The organism is Paenibacillus sp. FSL P2-0121 (genome assembly GCF_037975345.1).
Classification (GTDB): domain Bacteria; phylum Bacillota; class Bacilli; order Paenibacillales; family Paenibacillaceae; genus Paenibacillus_AQ; species Paenibacillus_AQ odorifer.
The window spans coordinates 5,779,834-5,803,341 of sequence record NZ_CP150245.1 but is presented as its reverse complement, the minus strand read 5'-3'; the positions used below and the strand labels follow the sequence as shown (position 1 = coordinate 5,803,341).

General features: G+C 46.0%; 20 protein-coding genes. 10 read left to right on the top strand and 10 right to left on the bottom strand.

The genetic code is table 11. The annotated features are described in order from the left end of the window. Positions 1–74: 74 nt before the first annotated feature. Complete coding sequence (locus tag MKY54_RS25590) at positions 75–1,142, bottom strand: glycosyltransferase family 4 protein (protein ID WP_076219322.1); 1,068 nt, start codon at positions 1,140–1,142, stop codon at positions 75–77. 201 nt (positions 1,143–1,343) lie between these two features. On the opposite strand from MKY54_RS25590, the gene MKY54_RS25585 reads away from it, so the two are divergent. Beyond that, positions 1,344–2,378: a YhcN/YlaJ family sporulation lipoprotein gene (locus tag MKY54_RS25585; RefSeq protein WP_076281923.1), complete on the top strand. Its 1,035-nt coding sequence runs from the start codon at positions 1,344–1,346 to the stop codon at positions 2,376–2,378. Between the two features lie 80 nt (positions 2,379–2,458). Here the strand turns inward: MKY54_RS25585 and nagA are convergent, their stop codons facing one another. From nagA to MKY54_RS25545, 8 genes are all read right to left on the bottom strand, one after another. After that, positions 2,459–3,643: an N-acetylglucosamine-6-phosphate deacetylase gene (nagA, locus tag MKY54_RS25580; protein ID WP_339188353.1), complete on the bottom strand. Its 1,185-nt coding sequence runs from the start codon at positions 3,641–3,643 to the stop codon at positions 2,459–2,461. Further along, positions 3,631–4,359, bottom strand: coding sequence for a glucosamine-6-phosphate deaminase (gene nagB, locus MKY54_RS25575; RefSeq protein WP_076130421.1), 729 nt, complete (start codon positions 4,357–4,359; stop codon positions 3,631–3,633). The genes nagA and nagB overlap by 13 nt, the downstream gene beginning before the upstream one ends. Continuing rightward, entirely contained in the window at positions 4,359–5,237 is an 879-nt protein-coding gene (locus tag MKY54_RS25570; protein ID WP_339188350.1) for a MurR/RpiR family transcriptional regulator, read from the bottom strand. The genes nagB and MKY54_RS25570 overlap by 1 nt, the downstream gene beginning before the upstream one ends. A gap of 234 nt (positions 5,238–5,471) precedes the next feature. Beyond that, the gene (locus MKY54_RS25565) at positions 5,472–6,452 is read right to left on the bottom strand and encodes a LacI family DNA-binding transcriptional regulator (protein WP_076130419.1); all 981 of its coding nucleotides are present in this window, start codon (positions 6,450–6,452) and stop codon (positions 5,472–5,474) included. A gap of 198 nt (positions 6,453–6,650) precedes the next feature. Further along, complete coding sequence (locus MKY54_RS25560) at positions 6,651–8,255, bottom strand: FTR1 family protein (RefSeq protein ID WP_339188347.1); 1,605 nt, start codon at positions 8,253–8,255, stop codon at positions 6,651–6,653. Positions 8,256–8,493: 238 nt separating this feature from the next. Then, a complete protein-coding gene (gene efeB / locus MKY54_RS25555) occupies positions 8,494–9,831 on the bottom strand; it encodes an iron uptake transporter deferrochelatase/peroxidase subunit (RefSeq protein ID WP_339188345.1) in 1,338 nt (445 codons plus the stop codon). A 5-nt stretch (positions 9,832–9,836) separates the two neighbouring features. Beyond that, a complete protein-coding gene (gene efeO, locus MKY54_RS25550; RefSeq protein WP_339188343.1) occupies positions 9,837–10,724 on the bottom strand; it encodes an iron uptake system protein EfeO in 888 nt (295 codons plus the stop codon). A gap of 1,162 nt (positions 10,725–11,886) precedes the next feature. Beyond that, entirely contained in the window at positions 11,887–12,054 is a 168-nt protein-coding gene (locus MKY54_RS25545) for a hypothetical protein (RefSeq protein WP_169744806.1), read from the bottom strand. Between the two features lie 215 nt (positions 12,055–12,269). Between MKY54_RS25545 and MKY54_RS25540 the strand changes: the two genes are divergently transcribed. The 8 genes from MKY54_RS25540 (at position 12,270) to MKY54_RS25505 (ending at position 20,859) form a co-directional block, all read left to right on the top strand. Continuing rightward, the gene (locus MKY54_RS25540) at positions 12,270–12,494 is read left to right on the top strand and encodes a LuxR C-terminal-related transcriptional regulator (protein ID WP_019908812.1); all 225 of its coding nucleotides are present in this window, start codon (positions 12,270–12,272) and stop codon (positions 12,492–12,494) included. A gap of 166 nt (positions 12,495–12,660) precedes the next feature. Next, positions 12,661–13,422: a SagB/ThcOx family dehydrogenase gene (locus tag MKY54_RS25535; RefSeq protein ID WP_076130854.1), complete on the top strand. Its 762-nt coding sequence runs from the start codon at positions 12,661–12,663 to the stop codon at positions 13,420–13,422. Positions 13,423–13,622: 200 nt separating this feature from the next. Then, positions 13,623–14,642 (top strand): AraC family transcriptional regulator, encoded by a 1,020-nt coding sequence (locus MKY54_RS25530; protein ID WP_179086330.1) that lies wholly within the window; start codon positions 13,623–13,625, stop codon positions 14,640–14,642. Between the two features lie 171 nt (positions 14,643–14,813). Continuing rightward, positions 14,814–16,595 (top strand): ABC transporter ATP-binding protein, encoded by a 1,782-nt coding sequence (locus tag MKY54_RS25525; RefSeq protein ID WP_339191284.1) that lies wholly within the window; start codon positions 14,814–14,816, stop codon positions 16,593–16,595. Beyond that, positions 16,592–18,331 carry an ABC transporter ATP-binding protein gene (locus MKY54_RS25520; protein ID WP_339188340.1) on the top strand — a complete coding sequence of 580 codons (1,740 nt, stop codon included), beginning with the start codon at positions 16,592–16,594 and terminating at the stop codon, positions 18,329–18,331. The genes MKY54_RS25525 and MKY54_RS25520 overlap by 4 nt, the downstream gene beginning before the upstream one ends. A gap of 32 nt (positions 18,332–18,363) precedes the next feature. Continuing rightward, the gene (locus tag MKY54_RS25515) at positions 18,364–18,780 is read left to right on the top strand and encodes a hypothetical protein (protein ID WP_081387279.1); all 417 of its coding nucleotides are present in this window, start codon (positions 18,364–18,366) and stop codon (positions 18,778–18,780) included. Positions 18,781–19,402: 622 nt separating this feature from the next. Beyond that, positions 19,403–20,302 (top strand): hypothetical protein, encoded by a 900-nt coding sequence (locus MKY54_RS25510; protein WP_076186413.1) that lies wholly within the window; start codon positions 19,403–19,405, stop codon positions 20,300–20,302. Positions 20,303–20,394: 92 nt separating this feature from the next. Next, positions 20,395–20,859: a phage tail protein gene (locus MKY54_RS25505; protein ID WP_339188337.1), complete on the top strand. Its 465-nt coding sequence runs from the start codon at positions 20,395–20,397 to the stop codon at positions 20,857–20,859. Between the two features lie 173 nt (positions 20,860–21,032). Here MKY54_RS25505 and MKY54_RS25500 read toward each other — a convergent pair whose 3' ends face one another. After that, positions 21,033–21,362, bottom strand: a complete 330-nt coding sequence (locus MKY54_RS25500; RefSeq protein ID WP_339188335.1) for a hypothetical protein — start codon at positions 21,360–21,362, stop codon at positions 21,033–21,035. 121 nt (positions 21,363–21,483) lie between these two features. Between MKY54_RS25500 and MKY54_RS25495 the strand changes: the two genes are divergently transcribed. Continuing rightward, positions 21,484–23,436, top strand: coding sequence for an AraC family transcriptional regulator (locus MKY54_RS25495; protein ID WP_339188333.1), 1,953 nt, complete (start codon positions 21,484–21,486; stop codon positions 23,434–23,436). The last annotated feature ends 72 nt before the right edge of the window (positions 23,437–23,508 follow it).

Sequence of the window (23,508 nt, the reverse complement as noted above, 5' to 3'; positions counted from 1 at the left end):
ATATGTCCTTAAAATATAAAAAACCTTCAATACCACGTGAGAAGTGGCTTGAAGGTTTTTTTGCATGATATCGGTTAGAAGATGGCATAGGAATTCATCATTTCACGAAAAGATTGCGCATACTTCTCGGTTCCGAAGCGTGAGACCATATATCCTCTTCCTTGCTGGCGGAGACCCTCTCGCAGAGGAATATTGTTCATAAGCTCCAGTCCTTCGTTGACGGCAGTTGGAATATTGCCAAGCGGGTAAAATTTACCCGTGACATTATGAACAATAAAGGATCTGACACCATCGGAATCTGTACTAAGTACTGGACAAGTGCAGCAAATCGCTTCGGCAACAGCATATCCAAATCCTTCTGTAATGGAGGTAGCTAACAGGAATCCACCCGAATTAGCGATCGAGGAATAATAAATGGGCATTACATGATTAGGAATATTGGTAAAAGTACTTAGACGATCATTCAGCCCTAGGGCGTGTAGCTCCTCCTGAAAGGATTGTTTCTGATCCTCTGCGGCTAAATTAGGATCATGGAACATCCACAAATGAATATCTGGTTTATAAAGGCGAATTTCATGGGCGATTCTCAAATATTCCCGCCAATTTTTATTGCTCTCTAGCCGGCCTACCCAAGCGATAACCGGATTAGCGGGAGGTTCAGCAGGGATATGCTGAAAGGACTGGACATCAACAATATTCGGAATTACATAACGATGCAGCCAGGGACAGATTTCAATAAACAGCTCCAATAAATGATCGGTTGGCGGGATTAGTACTGCATTACAATAAGAACGTAAATAAGGGACGGCATCTCTGATCAGAGTTTCCGCATGACTGCGTTTTCCAAGGCCTTGAGATTCGTATATCATAATACCGCGGTAACCAAGTTCACGCAGACGTTTCAGTAATAAATAATCAGATGTAACAATAATGGCATCGTAATTATGGGTCTCCAGCAAATTTTTAATTTCTTCATCTGAAGATGAGACAAATACCGGAAAATTGGTCGTATTCTGGCCTGAACCCGGCATTAGATATAAAACATGGCATTCGATTCCACTTCGCTGGAGACTTTCACATCGCAGCTTATTTAATGTCTCCACCCCGCCACTCGGTACATAAAACGTAAATAGAACTTTCATGCACAAGCCTCCTGACTTTTGCGGAGTAATACCGACTTGTTGAGATATGGCTTACTGTTTATAAGATACGCCGATCTGCACTCGCGGGTGACGGTCAAAGCGGCATAGTTCCAAATCCTTTCAGGATAGCTTGTTCTTCAGAAGGTCATCCTAACGATCGTACACTGCACACATACAACATTAGAGATGGAGGATGAATTCATGTTGCGATCCAAGATCAGTATGTCAGTCTCAGCTGCATTGCTTCTCGGCTTGGTGAGTATTACAGGGTGTGGAACCAATACGGCAGAAAAATCGAATGTGCAAACCAATAGTGTCCGGGGAGTAAATGATGGGCGTATTGGTGTGAATTCCGTACGCGGTGGCACGCATAACATCACTAAGATGGAAGTTAGTCAGGAGCTTGCAGACCGGATTGCTGCAATGCCTGAAGTCCGCTCAGCGAATGTAATGCTTGCAGGAAAAAGCGCGTATGTAGCAGTAACTTTAAATGATGCAACTGCTGGCCTGCGTGCCAAAGGGACTCCATCGTATCGGGCAAAATCCTCAACCACTCCTCACAATTACGGCCCGACTGGCGTAATGTCTGGTACAGGAAGAGTGAAAATTGGCCGTGATGGAATGAATGATACTGGAGCCGTAACCAATGGTATGAACGGAGCCTTAAAAGGTACTGTAAATACAGTTCCTGGTACAACAAGTACTGGACCGGCAACCAGAAATGGAATCAATGGCATGGGGAATTTGGGAGCGGATATGTTGGGAACAGGAACAGGTACAGGTACTATGGGAACAGGTACGACAAGAAACCATACTTATAATAATGGTCCTCTTCTGAACAGCAATGGCTCGAAACATGATGTAGATATGGGGATGGGAAAAGGTATGGGAACTGGAATGGGAATGGGCATGCGCAGTACCACTCCTAGTACCCATGATACGAATTACAGAAGTAATTCGACGCATATGTACAACACCAATAGCACGAATAACACAAATAACACCATAAATACAAGAGAAACAGAAACAGTTACCAAAGCAATTAAAGATAAAATTGCTGCAGAAGTTAAAAAACATGATGCGAGAATTAAGGATGTATACGTATCAGCAAATCCTGACTTCGTGGAACGCGCCAATGTTTATGCTGAAGAGGCTCGTGCCGGTCATCCGATAAAAGGATTTGTGGATGAATTCCGTACCATGGTTGAACGAATTTTCCCAACACGTAATTATTAATGATTTTGTGATCTAAATAAAAAAGCAACAATCTCACCATCTGGAGAGAATTGTTGCTTTTTTGTTTGGAGCTAATTTTATTAAGTGGTGATTGGACGTCCGCCGATCCATACGCCGCGAATATTAAATTCAGCATCAAGGCGTAGGATATCGCCGCGTTTTCCAGCCTCCAAGGAGCCAATGCTTCGTTCCATTCCAATGGACGCCGCTGGCGTAAGGCTTGCAGCGCGGGAGGCCTCTTCCAAGGTGAGTCCTACCTCTTGGATCAGATAACGGAAGCCGCGAATCATCGTTAGTGTGCTTCCAGCTAGAGCAGCGGGATTATCTTTAAGGGTAGCGATGCCATCTTGAACGAGTACAGGTAAATCACCGATTGTATATTCACCATCACTAAGTCCAGTTGCAGACATGGCATCAGTAATCAGTAATAAATTGTTCTCTTTCTTGAGACGGGTCAATATAGAAATGGCTGCGGGATGAACATGAATCCCGTCGGCTATAATCTCTGCGCGAATGCGCTTATCGAACAAAATAGCTCCAGCCGCTCCAGGCTTACGGTGATGTAGGGGTGTCATCGCATTGAACATATGCACAGCTTGGTTAAGTCCAGCATCTGCTGCGGCAATAACCTCTTCAAAGGAGGCATCCGTATGCCCGAGCGCTGCAGTTATACCGTGCTTGCGCAGCCAGAGAATAGCTTCGAGGGCACCTTCACGTTCCGGAGCAAGCGTGACTTGCCGGATCATTCCTGGATAATCGTTCTCCCATTGTGCTAGCCACTCAATATTGGCAGGAACAATATGCTCTGGATTTTGTGCGCCGGACCATTTAGGGCTGATGAAGGGTCCTTCCAAATGCATGCCTGCGATTTGTGTGTAAGGCATTTCAGCAGCGCGATAAGCGCTGACTTCGGAGAATACTTGGTCAATAGCAGACTTGGAAGCGGTCATGGTTGTAGCCAGCATTGTTGTTGTTCCTTGGGAACAATGGAACTTAGTGATGGCATTCAGCGATTCAGTATCACTGTACATAAAGTCGTGGCCAGCTCCACCATGAACATGTACATCTACAAATCCGGGGATCAGAAGATCCGTTGCTTGACCACTGGCAGGCCAATGCGCGTAACGCTCTGGAAGCCAAGCCGCATCGCCAGCATAGTGGATCTGCTCTCCAGATACGGCAATCACACCGTGCTCAATTAAACCTTGGGGAGTCAGTACCTTACCGAACAGCAACTGTTCTAGTTCTTTATTTATTTCAGCCATTTGCCTGCTCCTTCATCTACGAGAACGATTACATTTGGATGGCTCTGCAGCAAAGATGCAGGGCATTGGGTTGTAATCGGGCCTTCAACAGCATTGCGGATGGCTTCAGCTTTGCCGGCACCACGAACTAATAAGAGGATTTGGCGTGCTTTTAGGATGCCTCCAATGCCCATTGTGATCGCTTGCCGAGGGACCTCATCCAAACTGTCAAAGAATCTAGCATTTGCTTCCCGGGTATCTTCAAGCAGGTCGACGACATGGGTTTTGCTGCTGAGGTTAGCATCGGGTTCGTTGAATCCAATGTGGCCGTTGCTGCCAATACCGAGAATCTGCAAGTCAACGGGTCCGTTTTCTTCCAGCATTTTATCGTATGCAAGGCATTCTGCTTCCATATCCGCTGCGTTTCCGTTAGGGATATGTGTCTGTCCTGGATCAATATCTATATGGTTAAATAATTGCTCGTTCATGAAACTGCGATAGCTCTGTGGATGGTCGACAGGCAAGCCGATATACTCATCCAGATTAAAGGAAGTTGCTTTAGAGAAACTCACAAGTCCTTTTTGGTGCATTTCAACCAATTTGGCATAAACCCCAACTGGGGAGCTTCCGGTCGCAAGACCGAGCACGGCTTTAGGATTGCTTTGCAGCAGGCTGGCAATAAGATTCGCACCCGTTTGTACGAAATCTTCATCACTATGGAACTTTAGAATATTCATTAGGATTGTCCTCCTCGTTTGTTTCGGTATTGTTGGACATTGAGATAAGATTGCTCCAGTCTAGGAATAAAATCCCCAAAACGGGTGCTGACCATTCCAGTGAACAAAATATCAATGATGTGAAGCTGAGCTATGCGTGAGGCCATGTCTCCCCGGCGCATGCCTTTCTCCAAAGATGAGGAGAATAGGGGGATATCCGCCAGAGTAGCCAAGGTGCTGCTGCCATAAGAGGTTAGTGCGATAGTGCTTGCTCCGCTAGCCTTCGCACACATCAAGGCATCAATGGTCTCGGGAGTCTCTCCCGAATAGGATACTGCAAATACGACATCACCTTTGGTGAGTGATGAAGCAGAGGTAATCTGCATATGGGAATCAGCAAAAGCAGTACAATTTACGCCTATGCGGATCAGCTTCTGATAGAAATCCTGAGCGACAATGGAAGAGGTCGCCATCCCGTATAGATCAACGCGGCGTGCTTGGCACAATAAATGAACTGCTACCTGCAATCGCTCCAGATCTAACAGTGAGGTAGTATCCCGGATGGAGGTCAGATGGTTCGTCTGCATCGCTTCCACAATCACGGAGAGTGGGTTGCCGGCTACAATATCTTGATAAGAAGAGCCACCATCCTGCGGCGCGGCATCACTATGAGCAATTTCTGCTGCCAGCTTCACCTTGAAATCCGGAAAGCCTTTAAAATGAAGCACCTTACAGAAACGTGTGATCGTTGCCGGGCTTATTCCGCATTGTTCTGCTAATTCTGTAATGCCCATATGAACGATTTCGCCTGGTGAGGAGAGAATTCGTTCAGCCAGCTTTCGTTCCATTTGAGAGAGCTTGGCCTTCTCATGCTCGAGTGCATGCAGTATTGGGGACATCCATTCATCCACCTCGTTTCAATGGGGTATTGAAATTATTTTTATGATTATTAACTAAATGCAGAAAATTATTTTCATATTTAGGATAAAACAAATTCCATTCGGAAGCAAGGGATAAAAATGAATACTAAAGGGGAATATGCAAAAATAAAAAACGGTCTACTCGCAGAAGGCTGCAAAGTGGACCGTTAAAATGATGTAATTACTGAGATATAAGATGAAAAGGATACTATACTATACTGTATTGCGTTCTATAATACGGTACTCAAGCTTGCGGTGAACGGGTTGTCCATCATTTCGCTGGATCTGATCATAGATAATCCGAAAAGCGGATATGCCCATTTCAGTTAACTGATTATCTACTGTGGTCAGACCTAACGTTCGGCCGATAGGCTGATCATCAAATCCGATGACGGCCAGATCCTCAGGAATGCGGATGCCCTTTTTCCAAGCTTCGATGATTAAACCAGCCGCTATATGATCGCCTGCTGAAATAATCAGGGCATCAGGACGATTCTTCATCTGCAGCAGTTGGTGAAGTACGCGGGCACCGTCCTCTTCGGTCAGACAGTTATAGATCATCCATTCATCATTGTAAGGCTGATCTGTAGCTTCTAGAAAGTCTCTAAAGGCAATTTGTCGGATAGAGCTGCTGCTGCCGTGTGGTCTTCCTTCACAGTAGCCAATATGGCGGTAACCTTTATCATTCAAATATTGAAGGCCGCTGCGAAAAGCAGAATAATGCTCAATATATACAGAAGAAAATTGGCGTTCTCCCCTATCCTGACATACCACAATAGGACCATAAGCTGTATATTCTTCAATAGCTTCTGAGCTCATTGTTGAAGAGACCATAACTACACCGTCAATTTCTTTGTTCCGCAGCATCTCAAGCACCTTAATTTCTTCTTCCGTACGATAATCGGTTTGGCAGAGAACGAGCCGGTATTGAGCCAGCAGTGCTTCTTGAGCCAAGCCTGCAATAATGACTGAGAAATAAAATAAGTTGGTATACGGAATAATAACAGCTATAGCTTGAGTCCGCCCAGTGATCAGATGCACGGCGTTCATATTACGCGTGTAGTTTAATTTCTCAATAGTATTTAGGACTGCGGTTCGTTTGACTTCACTTACATAAGGGTGATTATTGAGCACCCGCGAGACTGTTGTCACGGAAACACCAGCCATACGGGCAATTTCTTTAATATTAGCCATTAGAGTACAAACAGCCTCCCTTGGGTGCTTGTGTATAGTCATTTTATTTTATCATATTGTCCGCAAATTACCTCCCAAATAAAAAGCTTGCTATGGAATCCATTTCATAAATTAGACTGTAAATGCAAGAGATTACCGGACTAAACCGGCGTAACCACAAGGGCGTGACGGACCGGTATATCTATTGTATTAATAAAACTAAGCTGTTCGTGAAGCCTTTGGCGATCTGTTCCGAAACAGCTCCCACACAATAAACAACAGGACAAGCAGCTGTGGAAGCAAGGTTTCCCAAGTGGGATACATGCCAAGCCAGTTAATTGAAGGCAAGCCCTCTTGTACATGTGCAGGAAGTTTGCCGGCAACCTGAAGCGAGTGAATGCTCTCCCCAAGAAAGCGGAATACTAGGTAATAAATCAGAATTGTAGCTGTACGGAAGAAGGCGGCAATCGGTAATTTTGCACTCAAGGCAATAATTGCATAACCTACAATACCAAGAATAATCAGAGCACATCCAATCCCAAGCAGTAATTGAGACAGCTTGATGGATGGAGCCATGCCCACATAAAAAATTGTAGTTTCTGCACCTTCACGTAAAATAGCAAGCGCTGCAACGGAGGACAGTGACCAAAGGTTTCCTTTGGCCAGCGCGCCATCAACTTGCCTACCCACGTAGTTGTTCCAATTTGCAGTGTTTGATTTGCTATGTAACCAGCGTCCGATTGTGAGCATCATAACTACTGCGACAAGACCAGTAATTCCTTCAATCATCTCCCGTGCTCCCCCGGAAGCTGCCCGAGAAATGGTATAAGTGAGCACAACAGCCAATCCGATACTTGCGATGAGGCCGACAGCTGCACCGGACCAGATCCATTTTTGCGCTTTGGCGTTCCCATCACGTTTCAGGTAAGCAAGAAGAGCTGACAAGACGAGAATAGCCTCAAGCCCTTCGCGCAAGAGAATCAAAGCGGCATCCCAAGCATTATAAGTGGTTTCACCAGCCAAAGGCGTTAGTTCGCTAAGCATATTGTTCATGATGGTTAAAGCTTGATCCAGTTTAGGCGGATTTGAGAGCAGGTAACCTGTGACAGCCGCACTCTCATTTTCGATATTGTTGTAGACTGTTGGTGAGGCGATCTGGACTTGCCCTTCGGCAGAAGGCCAGGCTATGATGAATTGCTCCATGATGTTAGCGGCCTCTGTGCTGTTATTGTCTTTGGCAGCGGAGGATGCTTTGTTCAGGTAGCTGATTAATCCCTCTATAGAAGCTGGTTCACTGGAAGTATCCCCAGCGTCAATGGTTTTGCCTTCACTGTAATCAGCCAGCAGTTGATACAGAGCTTCTGCTTCCGATTTCGCCGATGCCTCGCGAAGCGGTTCAGCCTGCAGCGCAATCCGCAGCAGGCTTATTCGCGTCTCCAGCAGGCTGTAGACGGCGGAATCGTCCGCCCGGATGTTGCGCTCCGCCGGCTTCCATCCGCTGACGATGTCGCGGTACGCTGCCGCTGCCGCGCTCCAGTCGGCGCTGCGCGCCGCATCCCGCGTGCGTTCCGCCGCGGGCAAAAGCTTCGCCGCCGTCTCGCGTCCGGCGGCTCCAGTGTCACCGCCGACCGTGCCGGAGGCGGCGGTGACGTACGCGTCCACGCTTCTCGCGAGCGTGGACAGTGCGGTTTTGGCGGGCTCGCCGCCGCCCGCCGCAAGGGCTTTCGCCGCGTCTGCAAGCGCGGCGTCAACGGCAGCAGCCGGACCGGCGAGTGCCGGGTCCGGCGTGCCTGTGTTCGCGGTGCGCCACAGCGCAGCGAACACTTCTACATCGGCCGCGGCCGCGTCCCAGCGGCTCTGGCCGGCTTCGACGAGCGCGCTGCCGACCGGCGGCAGGAGCTCGTCGACCGTGCCATCGCCCTCCGCCCCCGCGGGGCTGGAGAGCAAAAGCATACACAAAAAGCCAAACAGAATCAGCAAGGCAACCTTTGGCATTTGCCGTTTAGGATGCGTAAGAGATAACATCGGGATAATCCCCCTTCAATAATGGACAGCCATAAATTTAGCTTAGTAGTGTTTCCCCGATAAAGCCGCCACTGCGGACACCGGGGAAGCAGGCAAATACCGCGCTGCCGGTGTGAGTCATATATTCGTTCAAAAGATCAGTCTTAGAGAGGCGCTGCTGAATGGCAACGAATTGTTTCATTAAATCACGTTGAAAGCTAATGAATAACAAACCTGCATCAAGCTGGCCCGTGGTGACGTCCAAACCGCTGGAAAAAGAATAGGAGCGGCGCAGCATTTTGACTGTACCGTCACCATGCGCCAATGCGGAATGTGAATTCACCGGAATGACAGGTTTCCCGGAAGCGTCCGCAGCTGAAAGATCCAGATCATCGAATTCATCCTTAGCTCCGAGTGGAGCTCCGGTGTGACGATAACGCCCGAAGGTAGCCTCCTGATCACTTAGCGACGACCGATCCCAGACTTCAATACGCAGACGTACCCGGCGTACCGCCATATAAGTGCCGCCGCTCATCCAAGAAGGACCGTCACTGCTGCTGTTCCAGACCACTTTGTTCATTTCAGCGTTATCGGTTGTATCGGGATTGCCCGTGCCGTCTTTGAAACCCAAAAGATTGCGTGGCGTAGCCCCCTTGGGATCCGCTGCTCCAGTGCGTTGAAAACCTTCCTGTGTCCAGCGCAGTACAGCAGTCCCCCGGGCGATACGCGCCAGATTACGGATCGCATGGAATGCGACCTGCAGATCATCCGCACAGGCTTGCACACAAATATCCCCGCCACACCATTTCGGATCAAGATTGTCACCCGCAAATGCCGGAAGATCGGCCAATAGGGCTGGGCGTTTCGAAGCTAAGCCGAATCTTTCATCAAAAAAAGAAGGACCAACACCAAAGGTCAGCGTACACCGTGCAGGGTTTAGCCCGTCCGCTTCCCCGGTGTCTGAGGGTGGAAGATTGGGGTTGTCATTTACGTCACCAATAAGCTCGCCAGTAGTAAGAGCGGCAGCGGCAGTGGTCCATGCTTGCATTAGTTTTTTCACATCGGCCAGTTTGGTTGTGGTGAAATCAAAGGCAGCAAAATAAATAAAGTTCTGTGCAGGTGTCAAAATCCCCGCCTGATGGCTCCCATAAAAAGGAATGGAACTGGAATCACCTTCTGCGGCCTTCGTTGGCTCAGCTACAGCATTACGCGCAGCCATAATTCCACCGATACCTCCGCCCCCTAACAAAAGACCAAGGCCAGTGGCGCCAGTAAGCCGCAGCATATCGCGGCGGCTTACTTTTTTACCAAATATAGGCTCATTCTTCGATTGATCATTAAGAGGGGGACTTTCAGGATTACCTGGTACTCCAGTGAACTTGTTATGTTTATTCATGAGGGTCACACTCCTAGAATAGTTCCCATATTGGACAATGGCTCAGCCAAGGCGTCCAAATTCTGACTCAGTTTACGTACTTCATCTTCTTTCAGCTCTTCATAGGAAACATATCCATCTCCGGATTTGAAAGGGGCAAGCTCAGCTTGCAAGGCAGCGAATCGTTCACCAATGGTTTTTTCAAGATTGGCATCTTTTTTAGCTAGTTCTGGTTTTAACAGCTCGTATATCTTTTGCGCACCCTCAACGTTTGCGACGAAATCATACAGGTCTGTGTGCGAGTAACGTTCTTCCTCTCCGGTTACTTTGGAGGAGGAGACCTCATTTAAAAGCTCAACAGCACCAGTTACGAGCAGATTGGCGTTGATCTCAACGGTCTCCACTTTCGCACGCAGCAGCTGTGCATCCTTCAGCAATTGGTCAGCAACTTCTGTCATGTCTTTAGTTGTATTGTCCTGCCAGAGTGCTTTCTCAAGCTTGTGGAAACCGCGCCATTCTGCCGCATCTACATCATTTTCCCGGGCATCGATATTTGGGTCCAAGTCACCAAGGGCTTCTGCAATAGGCTCAATCCGTTCATAATACATGCGGGCAGGAGCATAGAGCGCCTTAGCCTCATCAATCTTGTCCTCTTTTACAGCGTTGGTGAAACTCTCTGTTTGCTTCACAAATTCATCACATTGCTGGATGACGTATGTGCGATATTGATCTATAGCTGACGTGAAGTCAGCGGTGGCAGTCTCCGGTGTGTTGGTAGCTGCTGCAGTCGTCGGTGCGTTGGTGGCTGTAGTGCTGTTGGCAGCAGTATTTGTAGAGTTGTTGTTATTGGCACATCCAGTGAACAGTATGGAGGCCGCAAGTAGACTTGCAGGCACAGCATAAGTAAATTTCATTAAAAAAACACCCCTTTTTTTATATCTAAATGATAATCGTTATCAATTATGCTGGACTTATCATAAGTCCGTATACAATTACTGTCAATATAAAAATGTGATGTATCTCATTGTAATAATTGCACGACAAAAAACTCCCAGGGTTGGGAGTATAGTTTGTAGCAATGTATCCGATTACAATTGAAAAAGCAGAATAGTAACCGCGCCAGCGAACCAGTGAACGTACACAGTAGTATGTAATGGGCCCAACTATTCTCTTCGCATATTCAGCAACAACGAACTCAGCTCTAGTCTCAGCGAACCTTTGCGTGAACGCAGCAATAACCGCCCCAGCGAAGCTTTACGTGAACGCAGCAGTAACCGATATTTTGATCTTTGCGCATAAGCAGTAACTAAAGGACCCAGATGACACTAAATGCAGCATTATTCGATATTTGAGTCGCTATCGGACCGCATAGTCGCTATTGGCTTGAAAAGTACCGAATATGAGCCTGTTTCTAAGGAATAGCGTCACTGGAGTCCGAAACTTCGCTCAAAAGGCGATAAATTTGTTAATAAAGCCATCTGGGTCCGAAAGCCTCAGTAGGGGCGGTGAATACACTATTGAAGTGGGCAGCCGACCCGGCGAACCATTGTGCGCACGCAGCAGTAACCGACCTAGCGAACCAGTGTGTGTATGCAGCAGTAAAGCCCCAGCGAATCTTTGCGCGTACGCAGTAGTAACGGCCCCAGCGAACTTTTGCGCATAAGCAGTAACTAAAGGACCCAGATGACACTAAATGCAGTATTATGCGATATTTGAGTCGCTATCGGACCGCATAGTCGCTATTGGTTTGAAAAGTACCCTATATGAGCCTGTTTCTAAGGAATAGCGTCACTGGAGTCCGAAACTTCGCTCAAAAGGCGATAAATTTGTTAATAACGCCATCTGGGTCCGAAAGCCTCAGTTGGGGCTGGTGAATACACTATTGGAGCGGGCAGCCAACGGCCTACAAACATAAAGCAGCGATTCCCATTAATGGCGAATCGCTGCTTTATGTAGTTTACGATGTTTAAATGAAGGGAACCGTCTCATTTATAGTTAATTAAGCTGTTAATGTGACAGCTCCATTCTTTAAAGGTTTGATCTGCTTAAGAATAAGATCAAGGCGTCATCCGCTTTTTATCGTTCATTATGGGATTCATGATCTGCAGAGGGTTGGTTTTCGAACACTTCTGCAGCTTCCTCTGCAGAAAATTCAGGTTCGAATTTACCTACGAGTGGTAATTTGTTTAATTTCGTTGTTTGTACTTCTGCTTTGGTAGGTTGATTGTTTTTTGAATGGCTCATACATACACCTCCTTTAATAAGGAACAACAAACCGTAGTTTGCCCTGAAAAAAGATGTTCTTATTCATGAAAATTTCAGACTTTTGCATTTGAATGAACTAAGCCCATTTTATAATTGTGACAGCACCATTAACATCAACAATACATAATATGTTTTGACTGTATCCCTTTACCTTGTTATACCAAACAAACCCAGGGCAAGGAGGGGTGACACCATTGAAGGGGAACGAACACCACAGCAAATTTCTGTTGACTCATCGTGAGCGCGAAGTTTTTGAGCTTCTCGTGCAGGACAAAACGACTCGTGATATCGCTGGCTTATTATTTATCAGCGAAAAAACAGTTCGAAACCACATTTCCAATGTAATGCAAAAACTAAACGTTAAAGGCCGTTCACAAGCGGTTGTCGAGCTGATCAAGCTTGGGGAGCTGAAAATATAGCTGGCCATGTCTTCGGAAGTGACGCGTTTAAGCCTTCTTTTGCCCTTCGGGGCAAAGGGAGGTTTTTTGTTTACTCACAAAAACAACTGAAGAGTGAGTTAGATCACCGTATGATTTTTATGACATGATAAATTAGAGCTATTAAGGTAGTTCAGGAGGATCTGTTATGACCAGATATGAACAACAAAGAAATTTTCTGAAATCCAATTTTCATGAATTCAAACATATCAAAACAGATAAGATCAAGGGAATTGCACAACCGCCAATTGTTAAGCCATTTGATTCAGATTCACTAATTATTGATTTGCCCAAGGTCAGCAAAGACGTTGTGAGTAAAGATAATATTTTTGATTGTATAGATCAAAGAAGAAGTACACGGTTCTATTCTGAGGATACTGTTAGTCTGGAGGAGTTATCCTATTTATTATGGGCTACCCAAGGGATTAGCGGCATGAATAAGAACGGACTTACGCTGCGGACTGTACCCTGCAGTGGGGCGACGCACACCTTTGAAACCTATTTAATGATTATGCGTGTAGAGGGTATTGGGCAAGGGATCTATAGATACCTGCCTGTGGAACATAAGCTCTTATTTATGTTTGAATTAGATCAACTTGAACAAAAGATTGATGCTATTACTTTGGATCAGCCCTTTGTCCCTAACTTTGCCAAAAAGGCTTCTGTATTGTTTGCCTGGAGTACCACACCCTACCGCTCCGAATGGAAGTATGATATTTCTGCTCACAAAAAAATCCTCATCGATGTTGGACATGTCTGCCAGAACCTTTATTTAGCCAGCGAATCCATCGGTGCAGGTGCTTGCGCAATTGGAATCTATGATCAAAAGTTGATAGATGAGATTTTAGAATTAGACGGCGATGAAGAGTTTGTTATCTATCTTGGGGCAGTTGGGAAGAAACGAGAGTAGCTATGAAGGCTAGATACGGCTTCGGAAGTGAGACATATAAGCCTTTTTCACCCTTCGGGGTGGGAAAGGTTTTTTTGATTATAATCCAGTGTATTTGCCCAACTGCTCAGTCTGAACGAAGAGGAAATCGTAATGTTTAATTGATAATCATTCTCATTGCATATATAATTAACCCAAAGTAAGAGGAAGCAGGGATGTGCATGGAGCGAAGCAATGGACTGAAAGAAGCAGAAACGATTGATGCCCATAAGACGCTTACATGTGAAGGGGTGGATTATAATTATCGTTTTGATGGGGCTCATTTTGAGATTAAACCTCCAGTCGAAATAGGGGAAGGCAGTTGCCGCAGCCTGCTTAGCCATGGGTATATCCAGATGACAGATTTTAATCTCTGTTTTAATCGGGATATCGAAGCGAAGGGCAATTTTAGCACTCCGCGTACAGAGCTGGCATTCTGCATGGGGCATGGCATTGAGTGGGGGACCTCGCTGAAATCGGACTATTTTGTTATAGATACAGGAGAAATTGCGCTGTTTCATGGCGGAGTAAGAAGTGAAAACTGCACATACCTGAGTGGAGCGGGGTACCGATTCATCAGCATAGATATGAGCCCTGCACAATTTGAGCGGATGACCAGTGGTCTGACTGAGGATACACGGCTTCGCATCGGAGCTGGTGCGGGTTTGTTTTTTGGAAAAAATAACATCACACCATCCATCCGCTTCATTCTATCGCAGATTGCGGATTGTTCCTATAGCCATGGCATGCGTGAACTTTATCTGGAGGGCAAAATGCTGGAGCTTATGGCGGTCTATCTCAATGAATCTTTATATGAAGCAGACCGGATTCCACGCTCGGTCAAGCTGTCCAGAGAGGATATGGAGAGCCTGCGGCTCGCTAAGGAGATTTTACAGCGTGATTATTTGCACCCGCCGACGCTTGCAGGCCTTTCTCGCATTATATGCCTCAATGAGTTCAAGCTGAAAAAGGGCTTTAAGGAAATGTTTGGTTATACCGTGCATGCCTACGTTATCGAACAACGGATGCAGAGAGCGCAGCAGCTGCTGGAACAAGGGAGTATGACTGTAAGTGAAGCAGCCTCCAGAGTTGGATACGGTAATGTGAGTCATTTCTCGGCAGCCTTCCGCAAAAAGTTCGGTGTGCGTCCAGGAGAATATCTGATCAGCGGCAGGCAGCGCCTCTTCGGTATTAAGTTGTAAGTCCGTATCCTGCACAGATGCTCCTGATTTGGTTAATTATAATCCCTTAAACGGTAGCAATCGTGAACAACGTTCCTATACACTAGTGCACAGAGAATCATTCTCAGTGCACTTTTTTTGCGCGTAATTACCAAGAGTGGGGGAACGGCTGTGAGTAAAACCAAAATCGGCATGCCAAGGCTGCTGGAGATCGCCGGAGAGAAGCGAGGTTTGCTGCTCTTGTCCGGAATATTGTCATCTGTCAGCGCCGTATTAATGCTGATTCCGTTTTTGTCTGTTTATTTCATTTTGGCAGAGCTGCTGCGCCATGCTTCATCGCCTGGACAGGTCGACGGTGCGTATATGATCCGCTGGGGGTGGATTGCACTTGGAGGGTTAATCGGAGGGCTGGTGACTTCGTATTGTGGTATTATGTGCTCGCATATTGCGGCTTTTCGTATTCAATATAATTTGCGTGTGCGAATGACCGAGCATTTGGGCAGATTGCCGCTCGGTTTCCTGAACGGGACTTCAACAGGCGTGGTCAAGAAGACGCTAGAGCAGAATGTCGACAAGGTGGAAAATTTCGTAGCGCATCAGCTTCCCGATTTAGTCAGCGTGCTGGCTTCTACAGTGCTGATGATCGTGGCGATGTTTTGGCTTAGTCCGCCGTTGGCGGTAGCTTGCCTGCTGCCGATAATTATAGGATTAGGTGTGCAGTCAGCGCTTATGATGAGCAGCAGTGGCAAGGCCAGTGTGAAGCAGTATCATGATTCGTTGGAGCAGATCAATACTTCGGCGGTGCAGTATGTACGGGGGATGCCCGCGGTTAAGGTGTTCGGGCAGACGGTGCATTCTTTCAGAAAGTTTTACAGTGATATGACCAGCTACCGCGATTATTGTCTGGAGTATACGGACCGTTATCAAACAGGTTATATCTTATTCAAAACATTGCTTGCGTCACCGTTTACCTTTATTTTGCCGGTGGGCGTCTTCATGCTAAGCGGTCGGCCGGATTCCATGTCCTTTGCGCTTGTGCTGTTGTTCTTTCTGATTATGGCACCCGGCGTTTCATCTCCGCTCTACAAGCTACTTCTGCTGGCTTCAAGCACTCGGGATATTGGCGAAGGCGTGGAGCGGATGGACCGTCTCTTGGCACAGCAGCCTGTACCGGAAATAGCAGAACCGCTATCTCCGCATACTTTTGACGTTGAATTTGTCGATGTAACCTTCTCCTACAGTGAAGATGCAGGGACTGCAGCGGCGCTCAGCGAAGTCTCATTCCGTGCGGAACAAGGGAAGGTTACAGCACTGGTAGGCCCGTCAGGTTCGGGAAAATCGACGGTGGCCAGCTTGGTGCCGCGGTTCTGGGACCCGCAAGTGGGTGCGATCCGCATCGGTGGAGTCGATATTCGCCATATGGCAATCCATGAATTAATGAATACAGTTGCTTTTGTATTTCAGGAAACCTTCCTGTTCTATGACACTTTGTATGAGAATATTGCTGTCGGCAAACCGGGAGCGACTTTGGAGGAAGTCCAGGCTGCAGCCAGAGCGGCACAATGCGACGAGTTCATTACTCGGCTCCCGCAGGGATACGATACGTTAATTGGTGAGGGCGGTGTCTATCTCTCGGGTGGTGAGGAGCAGCGCATTGCGGTAGCTCGGGCTATTCTCAAAAATGCACCAGTGCTCGTGCTCGACGAAGCGACCGCTTTTGCCGACCCGGAAAATGAGTTTCATATGCAGTTAGCACTTACGGAGCTTATGCGCGGCAAGACGGTTATTGTCATTGCTCACCGACTCTCCTCTATACGTGAAGCTGCACAAATTCTGGTGCTGCGGGATGGAGAAATCGTGGAACGTGGAGAGCACGCAGGTTTGATTGAGGCGGACGGGCTTTACGCAAAAATGTGGCATGCCTACACTGACGTCGGAGATTGGCATATGGAAAAAGGAGGGGATCAGCTATGAAGGTATTGCATAATATTACTGCCGGTAAACCGCAGCAGTTGCTGAAGCCTGTGCTTTTTTCCTTGTTGGCTAATCTAGTTAGTGTGCTTCCGTTCGCGCTTGTAATTGAGGCGGTGCGGTTGATTTTTGCTCCTTATATTACTGTAGGCGCAGAACTTCAGACAGAACGCCTTTGGTGGATCTGCGCAGGGCTTGTCGCCGTCATGGTGCTGATGTTCCTGAGTGAGATTCCCGCCTATCGCACCGCTTACCGCGGGGCATACAATGTTGCTGCACAGGGACGTGCGGAATTAGCAGAACATCTGCGGAAGCTTCCGCTGGGTTACCTGACTCGCCGGGACCCAGGTGATTTAGCCAATATGATGATGGGCGATTTCACGCTCGTTGAGACGGGCATATCACATCTGCTGCCACAGCTTGCGGGGGCTTTTGTCCTGCCGATATTTGCACTTGCTGGTTTACTGTTTTTGGACTGGCGGATGGCGATTTCCATGTTCGTAGCGCTGCCGGTTGCTCTCCTGATCATGTATATATCGGGCAAGCTGCGGCGGAGACTCGGAGCGGATCATATGAAGGCCAAGCTGAACGCTGCGAACCGCTTGCAAGAATACTTGAACGGTATACGGGTGATGAAGGCCTATAACCTGACGGGAGAACGATTTGTCCGTCTGGATAACTCTTTTAAAACTTTGATGAAGGAAAGTGTGAAGCTGGAAGGAATGTTCGGTCCGGTTATTCTAACCGCTATGGCTCTTCTTCGTGCGGGACTGACCTTAATGGTATACGTAGGTGTTCATCTATTATTAGGGGGGGAGCTCGGTATTTTGCAGTTGGCAGTATTCCTTATTGTCGGCACACGTATCTATGATCCATTGACCACAGCGCTAGCCAATTATGCCGAATTCCGCTATAACGAACAAGCGGGTGAACGTATAGTAGACCTGCTACGCCAGCCGGTAATGACAGGTAATACGAGTCCTCTTCCTAAAAGCAGCACCATTCGGTTTGACAATGTAACCTTCAGCTATGGAGGAGAGCCTGTTCTCAAAAATTTAAGTCTGGAAATGCCGCAAGGTTCACTAACTGCAATTGTGGGCCCGTCAGGCAGCGGCAAGAGTACAGTGCTGCGCCTGATCTCACGTTTCTATGATCCTGAAGAAGGGAGCGTTCTGCTAGGTGGGCGCAACATCAAGGATATTGATCCAGAACATCTGCTAGGATCTGTATCGGTGGTGTTTCAGGATGTGTACCTATTCCAAGATACCATCGGGAACAACATTGCTTTTGGGCGGCCGGGGGCGTCGCAGCGGGATATTCAGCAGGCAGCGCAAATGGCTCACTGCCATGATTTCATCATGAAATTACCGCTTGGTTATGACACGCCGGTAGGCGAAGGCGGCAGTACGCTGTCCGGAGGGGAGAAGCAGCGAATTTCCATTGCCCGTGCGATTCTCAAGAACGCTCCAATTGTGCTGTTGGATGAAGCTACTGCATCGCTTGACCCGCAGAATGAGGCCGAAATCCAGAAAGGAATTGATGCGTTGATTATGGGCAGAACCGTCATTGTTATCGCCCACCGGTTGAAAACCATACGCGGTGCGGACAACATTATCGTACTGGAAGACGGTCGGCTGGTCGAGCAGGGACGACATGAAGCCTTACTGTTGCGCGGCGGACTGTACGACCGGCTCTGGAAGCTGCAACAGCAATCCGTTGGATTCCGCATCACATCTTAGGCAATGCTCGGCACATTTTAGGAGGGAAACGTATGGCTATAACAAAGGATGAATCCGCTTGGCCGATCATAAGCCTTAGTTTGGGGGAGGCGTTTGATCAGGAGACAGTAGAAGAATATATCGCTTATTGGGAAGAACTGCTCGCGCGCCGATCTGCCTTCGGCCTGCTGATGGTGCATTCTGCTGAGAAAAACACACGTCCAGAGCGTGCGGTCACACAGCTGTATATGAACTGGTGCAAGATGAACAAGCGGGAAATCGCCCAATATTGTTCAGGCATCGCGGTCGTAATGCAGAATGCAAAGTTGCTTGCTGTCTACAAGCCAGTTACAGCGTTGTCCACTAAAAGAACCTACGGCTGCCCCGGAGGCGCCTTCTCTGGAGAGTCTGAGGCGATAAGGTGGCTGGAGGAGCAATTGACTAAGACACCCTCAGGTACGAAAACCTAATATAGCTGCCCATATTTTGGGGATACACATTTAAGCTTTCTTCACCCTTTTGGGTGGGAAGGCTTTTTTTTGTCTAGAAAGATAAGAATCCGCCAACCGCTCACAACCAACGTGTCAGAGTAAGCTTTTTGAAATATAAATGGGGTGTGTTGGATGAAGATAAATAATAATTATTTGAAAGAACAATTAAACCAAGAAGTTTGTAGAGGAATTAGGTTTTCAAACATTAGAGGATGATCTCTAGCCAATGGTTATTTCAAGTGGTCGAAGAGATGATGGAATTCTTTATTATTGACTTGCTGAAGTTACCTGATGACCAACCAATCCTAATAGATTTAGGAATAATGCCTGAATTTATATTACCGTTTATCCCGGAAGAGAGAATGCACTAGGCTGGGCATCAAAACCATAGAAAGAACACCAAACATGAGCGTAGAAGAACAATTTAGGTTAGTTCGTGAACATTTTAAAATGTAGGGATGACCGAAAGGTATACCTACTCAAAGAAACCATTTCTTTGTCAGGGATGGTTTCTTCATAACTAGAAAAGTACACAGGTATGCCCGTATAATAAATAGGAGCAAGTAATTGGAAGTAGATTGATGATGAGGGGAGAGAAGACATGTTTTTCTTTAAAAAAAATAAAGGCATCACCAAAGAGGAGCTGCAGGCCCTGGTTGAAGGCTTGGAGCAGGCTTATATGGATAAGGATGAAGAAGGTTTGAGCAAAAGATTTCATCCAGATAAGAGGGGAATGTCCTTTTTAAATCATTTTCAATTAATGATGACATTTCAAATCTATAATATAAAATCTGAAATTCTCGAATTTGAATTGCTGTCAATGGATGCCACTAAAGCAGTCTTTACATACACTCGGAAGCACATTCATACCTGTATCAACCCCGCCGATGAACGTGAGGAAAAAAGAAATCAAATAATCAGTTATTACGTTGAGGCTGTGAAGGAGAATGGTTCAATTTGGATTACGAGGTACAGCCCTTATAGCACGATTTATGTAGATAAGAAGGGTGATTTCCTTAGTGGTGTGGATGCGGTCATTCCTCCTGGAGAAGAGATCAATTCAGGCATTGCGCGATTCATCCCGTATTTTCAACTTGATAGCTATGTACCTGCAACCTTCCATGTCTACAGTAACAGTCAATTTATCGGATATTATCCGCTGGGAGAATACCATCGGTACGAACCTTCGCATACGTTCACGATTAATTATTTTGATAAGATAGAGGCATCTTCTGTAGAGAAGCATACAGCGGATTATATCTCCCAAGAGACCTTGTTGACCGCTCAAGTACTGCATCAGACTGATAATAGCTCTATAGTGGAGACGCAGTTGATGAACAATAATGTATTAGAGCATGAACTTGTTACCAGCCTGCTTACGAAGGATGGGTTCTATATGATTAGATTTCTGTATGACAAAGGGGAGCCGATCCCGCCAGAGGAGCGAGAAAAGTGGAAGCGTGAGATGGTCACTTTAATAGAAAAAGAGCACAGCAGTTAACACAGAAACTTGCCGTTACAGACAACACGCGAACCGTATCCTAAGTAACGATAAGTTTTTTTGGTAATAATGAGAGAAAAGGAGAGATGGAAATGTCCTATATCGTTGATTTTAAAGATGTGTCTACGGTTGGATTAGAATCTTCACCTGTAGTAGATGCACTTGCTGGTCTGCGTGCTAATGAGGCCCGTTACTTTATGAACAAATACAAACATGAGTTTACGGTTGTACAAGCCAGCGAAAGTCAGGAGACCCTTGATTATGTGAACCGAATTTTAAAAGAAGAACGTGATATTGAGTTTGCGGCCAAGCCTTTAGAAACGTCGCGTTTTCAAGTGGAAAACATTAAATTTGCTTATGTCTTTTATGAGGATGGTCTTGCAGTCAACGTTATGTATACGGTGGATGACCCTAAGAAGCGGGCTGTTGGTTTTAAGCTTTCTGAGGGGATGGAGATCCCAAAGGAGCTTGAAGAGAAGTTTAAGTTTGCTAGGCAGAAGTCCAAGTTAGCCGGAACAATTCGGGGTTCGTTTTTTGTAATTAAAGGAGAGTATTAAGGTTAGCAAAATTGCAACTTAATCAATGAGAGGGCCATCCTGTAAAAGGATGGCCCTAAATCTTGCCGATATAGATAATTTGCGTAGGTTATCTATGGGAATGGACTCTCATTCAAGAGGCCGAATTTATTATATAGAGCAACGAAAACTGGAGTTGCGAGCGTACTTCATAATTATTTTGCATGAATAGCTGGAACGGTGAAATGTACGGTATAAATCCCGTAGAAAAGAGCTGAGGTGGCTGGAACGGTAAAATGTACGGTATAAATCCCGTAGAAAAGAGCTGAGGTGGCTGGAACGGTAGAATGTACGGGATAAATCCCGTAGAAAAGAGCTGAGGTGGCTGGAACGGTGGAATGTGCGGTATAAATCCCGCAAATAAGAGCTGAAGTAGCTGGGACGGTGAAATGTACGGGATAAATCCCGTAGAAAAGAGCTGAGGTGGCTTGGCTATATCGACTTGGTTGGAGACTCTCCGGGGGCATCAGATTTGATCCATTCAAATGTGTTCGACAAGTCACCTATCATTTGACAATGATAATGGTTATCGTTTACGATTTTGGTTTGTATAGGGATTTGCAGCTGCAAAGGGTTAGCATGCTTTTGGACTTGGGAGGTTTAACAGTGAATTGGGAAGAATACATCCAGGTATGGGACGCTTCATGGATTCAACTGGTGGATATTCGCCAACATGTGATACGTAGACAGAGTAAACAGCAACATATACTCCCAGCTAGTTGTTTTATATTTGTCGTGTCGGGACAAGGTGCGATCTGGTTGGATGGTAATAGGCATTCCTTAGAACGATTCTTTGTTTTACATGCGGGAAAAGGAAGTAACATCAAGTTCGAGGTTGGACATGAGGATGTCACATACTATTACATTTTATATAGAGGTAGTATTTCTACTAAAGCTAGTAAAACAATATTGAAATCCTATCATATAAATAACCCTTTTCATCTGCAATATGCATGTAAACCAAATTCTCCGGTTGTTTTATACCGTCATGCGGAATCGATGTATGAGGAATGGAATCGCAGACCGGCTATGGAACGGTTCCAGGCGAAAATCCAGTTTTATCAGTTCGTATATACACTTGTCCAGCAGTTACAGCTTCAAGGAGTTGCCCCCAAAGAAATAGATTTAGTGGAACAGATCATTCAATACATTCACAAACATTATTATGAACCTATTTCACTTGAATCTATGGCAGAGGTATGGAATTATAGCATTCAATACTTATCGAGGCAGTTCAAACGCCGTACAGGGAGAAGTCCCATTGAATATGTAATTCAGACCAGGATGGCTAAAGCGAAGGAGTTACTGATTCAAACCGATGCCACCGTACAGGAGATTGCTGTAAGCGTAGGTTATAGTGATGTCTTTTATTTTACCCGTCTGTTTAAGAAGCAGGTTGGGACAACGCCAGTTCAATACAAAAATAAGGTGAAGTCAGGTTTGATCGTTTCAGATAGTCCATGGCAAGAGTTCTTATCCTCCATGGGCAAATATTCTTCTGCTTGTTATATTGATTATGATAATCATTATCAATTAAAACTTGAAGGGGATAAACAGATGTTAAAGGGGATCGAAACGAAAAAAGGATTAATGCTAATGCTTGTGCTCACACTGTTACTTACAGCTTGCGGAAATGGGAACACTAGCCGTAATAGCAATGCGGGAGCAGAACCAACACAAAGTAAACCTTCCAATCAGGCCATTGAAAATACGGGTTTACGGAAAATAACAACGGTCATGGGGGATGTTAATGTTCCAGCCAATCCCCAACGTGTTGTAGTTGACTGGGATTTGGGACCAGTCTTAGCAGTTGGGGTAGTACCGGTTGGCGCATCAAATACCCAACTGGAGTATTCTCAGTTTCTCAAACCTTTCTTAGATGAGACGGTACAAGATATAGGGGCAGAAGGAAGTATTTCTTTTGAAAAAGTATTAGAGCTAGCGCCAGACGTCATCATAACCTGGAATAAAGATGCTTATAGTAACTATTCTAAGATCGCACCGACCGTATTATTTGATACAAGTAAATACGCAACGATTCAAGAAGAGATTACAGCTATGGGAGAAATTCTGGATCGAGAAGAAGAGGCTAAACAGTTTGTGGCAGATTTCGAAAAACGTAAAATAGCTGCCCGCGAAAAAATTAATAATGTACTTGCAAAAGATGCAACTATTTCTATCGTAGATTATATCACCGTAGAGAAATTTTTAATGGTCATTGGTAATCAGGGTGAGAGAGGCGGCAGAGCTACTTACGATATTTTGGGTCTGAACCCCGCTCCAAAAGTTCAAAGTGAAATCATTGATAAGGAAATGAGCCGGGTTGAAGTTTCTTGGGAAACGGTAAATGATTATGTAGGTGACTACGTTATTGTCCTTACCGTAAAGGACAAAGAACCGCCTAAGTTGCCAGCAACATGGAAGATGTTGGATGCAGTCAAAAACAATCGAATGATTGAGATTGATATGGAAAAATATTTTGCAGCAGATTCATACTCCTCCTTATTACAAGCCGAAGATATTGCCGACAAATTATCGAAGCTGGCTTCATCAAAATAACCTTATTGGATTGAACCTACCTGAAGCCATCTAAATATAAAGACGAAGCCTATTATGGCTTCGTCTTTTGTA

Bases quoted from the DNA above. Each gene is read 5' to 3' on its own strand.
- MKY54_RS25590 (WP_076219322.1), bottom strand. From the start codon at position 1,142: ATGAAAGTTCTATTTACGTTTTATGTACCGAGTGGCGGGGTGGAGACA.
- MKY54_RS25585 (WP_076281923.1), top strand. From the start codon at position 1,344: ATGTTGCGATCCAAGATCAGTATGTCAGTCTCAGCTGCATTGCTTCTC.
- nagA (WP_339188353.1), bottom strand. From the start codon at position 3,643: ATGGCTGAAATAAATAAAGAACTAGAACAGTTGCTGTTCGGTAAGGTA.
- nagB (WP_076130421.1), bottom strand. From the start codon at position 4,359: ATGAATATTCTAAAGTTCCATAGTGATGAAGATTTCGTACAAACGGGT.
- MKY54_RS25570 (WP_339188350.1), bottom strand. From the start codon at position 5,237: ATGTCCCCAATACTGCATGCACTCGAGCATGAGAAGGCCAAGCTCTCT.
- MKY54_RS25565 (WP_076130419.1), bottom strand. From the start codon at position 6,452: ATGGCTAATATTAAAGAAATTGCCCGTATGGCTGGTGTTTCCGTGACA.
- efeB (WP_339188345.1), bottom strand. From the start codon at position 9,831: ATGAATAAACATAACAAGTTCACTGGAGTACCAGGTAATCCTGAAAGT.
- efeO (WP_339188343.1), bottom strand. From the start codon at position 10,724: ATGAAATTTACTTATGCTGTGCCTGCAAGTCTACTTGCGGCCTCCATA.
- MKY54_RS25545 (WP_169744806.1), bottom strand. From the start codon at position 12,054: ATGAGCCATTCAAAAAACAATCAACCTACCAAAGCAGAAGTACAAACA.
- MKY54_RS25535 (WP_076130854.1), top strand. From the start codon at position 12,661: ATGACCAGATATGAACAACAAAGAAATTTTCTGAAATCCAATTTTCAT.
- MKY54_RS25530 (WP_179086330.1), top strand. From the start codon at position 13,623: ATGGAGCGAAGCAATGGACTGAAAGAAGCAGAAACGATTGATGCCCAT.
- MKY54_RS25525 (WP_339191284.1), top strand. From the start codon at position 14,814: ATGCCAAGGCTGCTGGAGATCGCCGGAGAGAAGCGAGGTTTGCTGCTC.
- MKY54_RS25520 (WP_339188340.1), top strand. From the start codon at position 16,592: ATGAAGGTATTGCATAATATTACTGCCGGTAAACCGCAGCAGTTGCTG.
- MKY54_RS25515 (WP_081387279.1), top strand. From the start codon at position 18,364: ATGGCTATAACAAAGGATGAATCCGCTTGGCCGATCATAAGCCTTAGT.
- MKY54_RS25510 (WP_076186413.1), top strand. From the start codon at position 19,403: ATGTTTTTCTTTAAAAAAAATAAAGGCATCACCAAAGAGGAGCTGCAG.
- MKY54_RS25505 (WP_339188337.1), top strand. From the start codon at position 20,395: ATGTCCTATATCGTTGATTTTAAAGATGTGTCTACGGTTGGATTAGAA.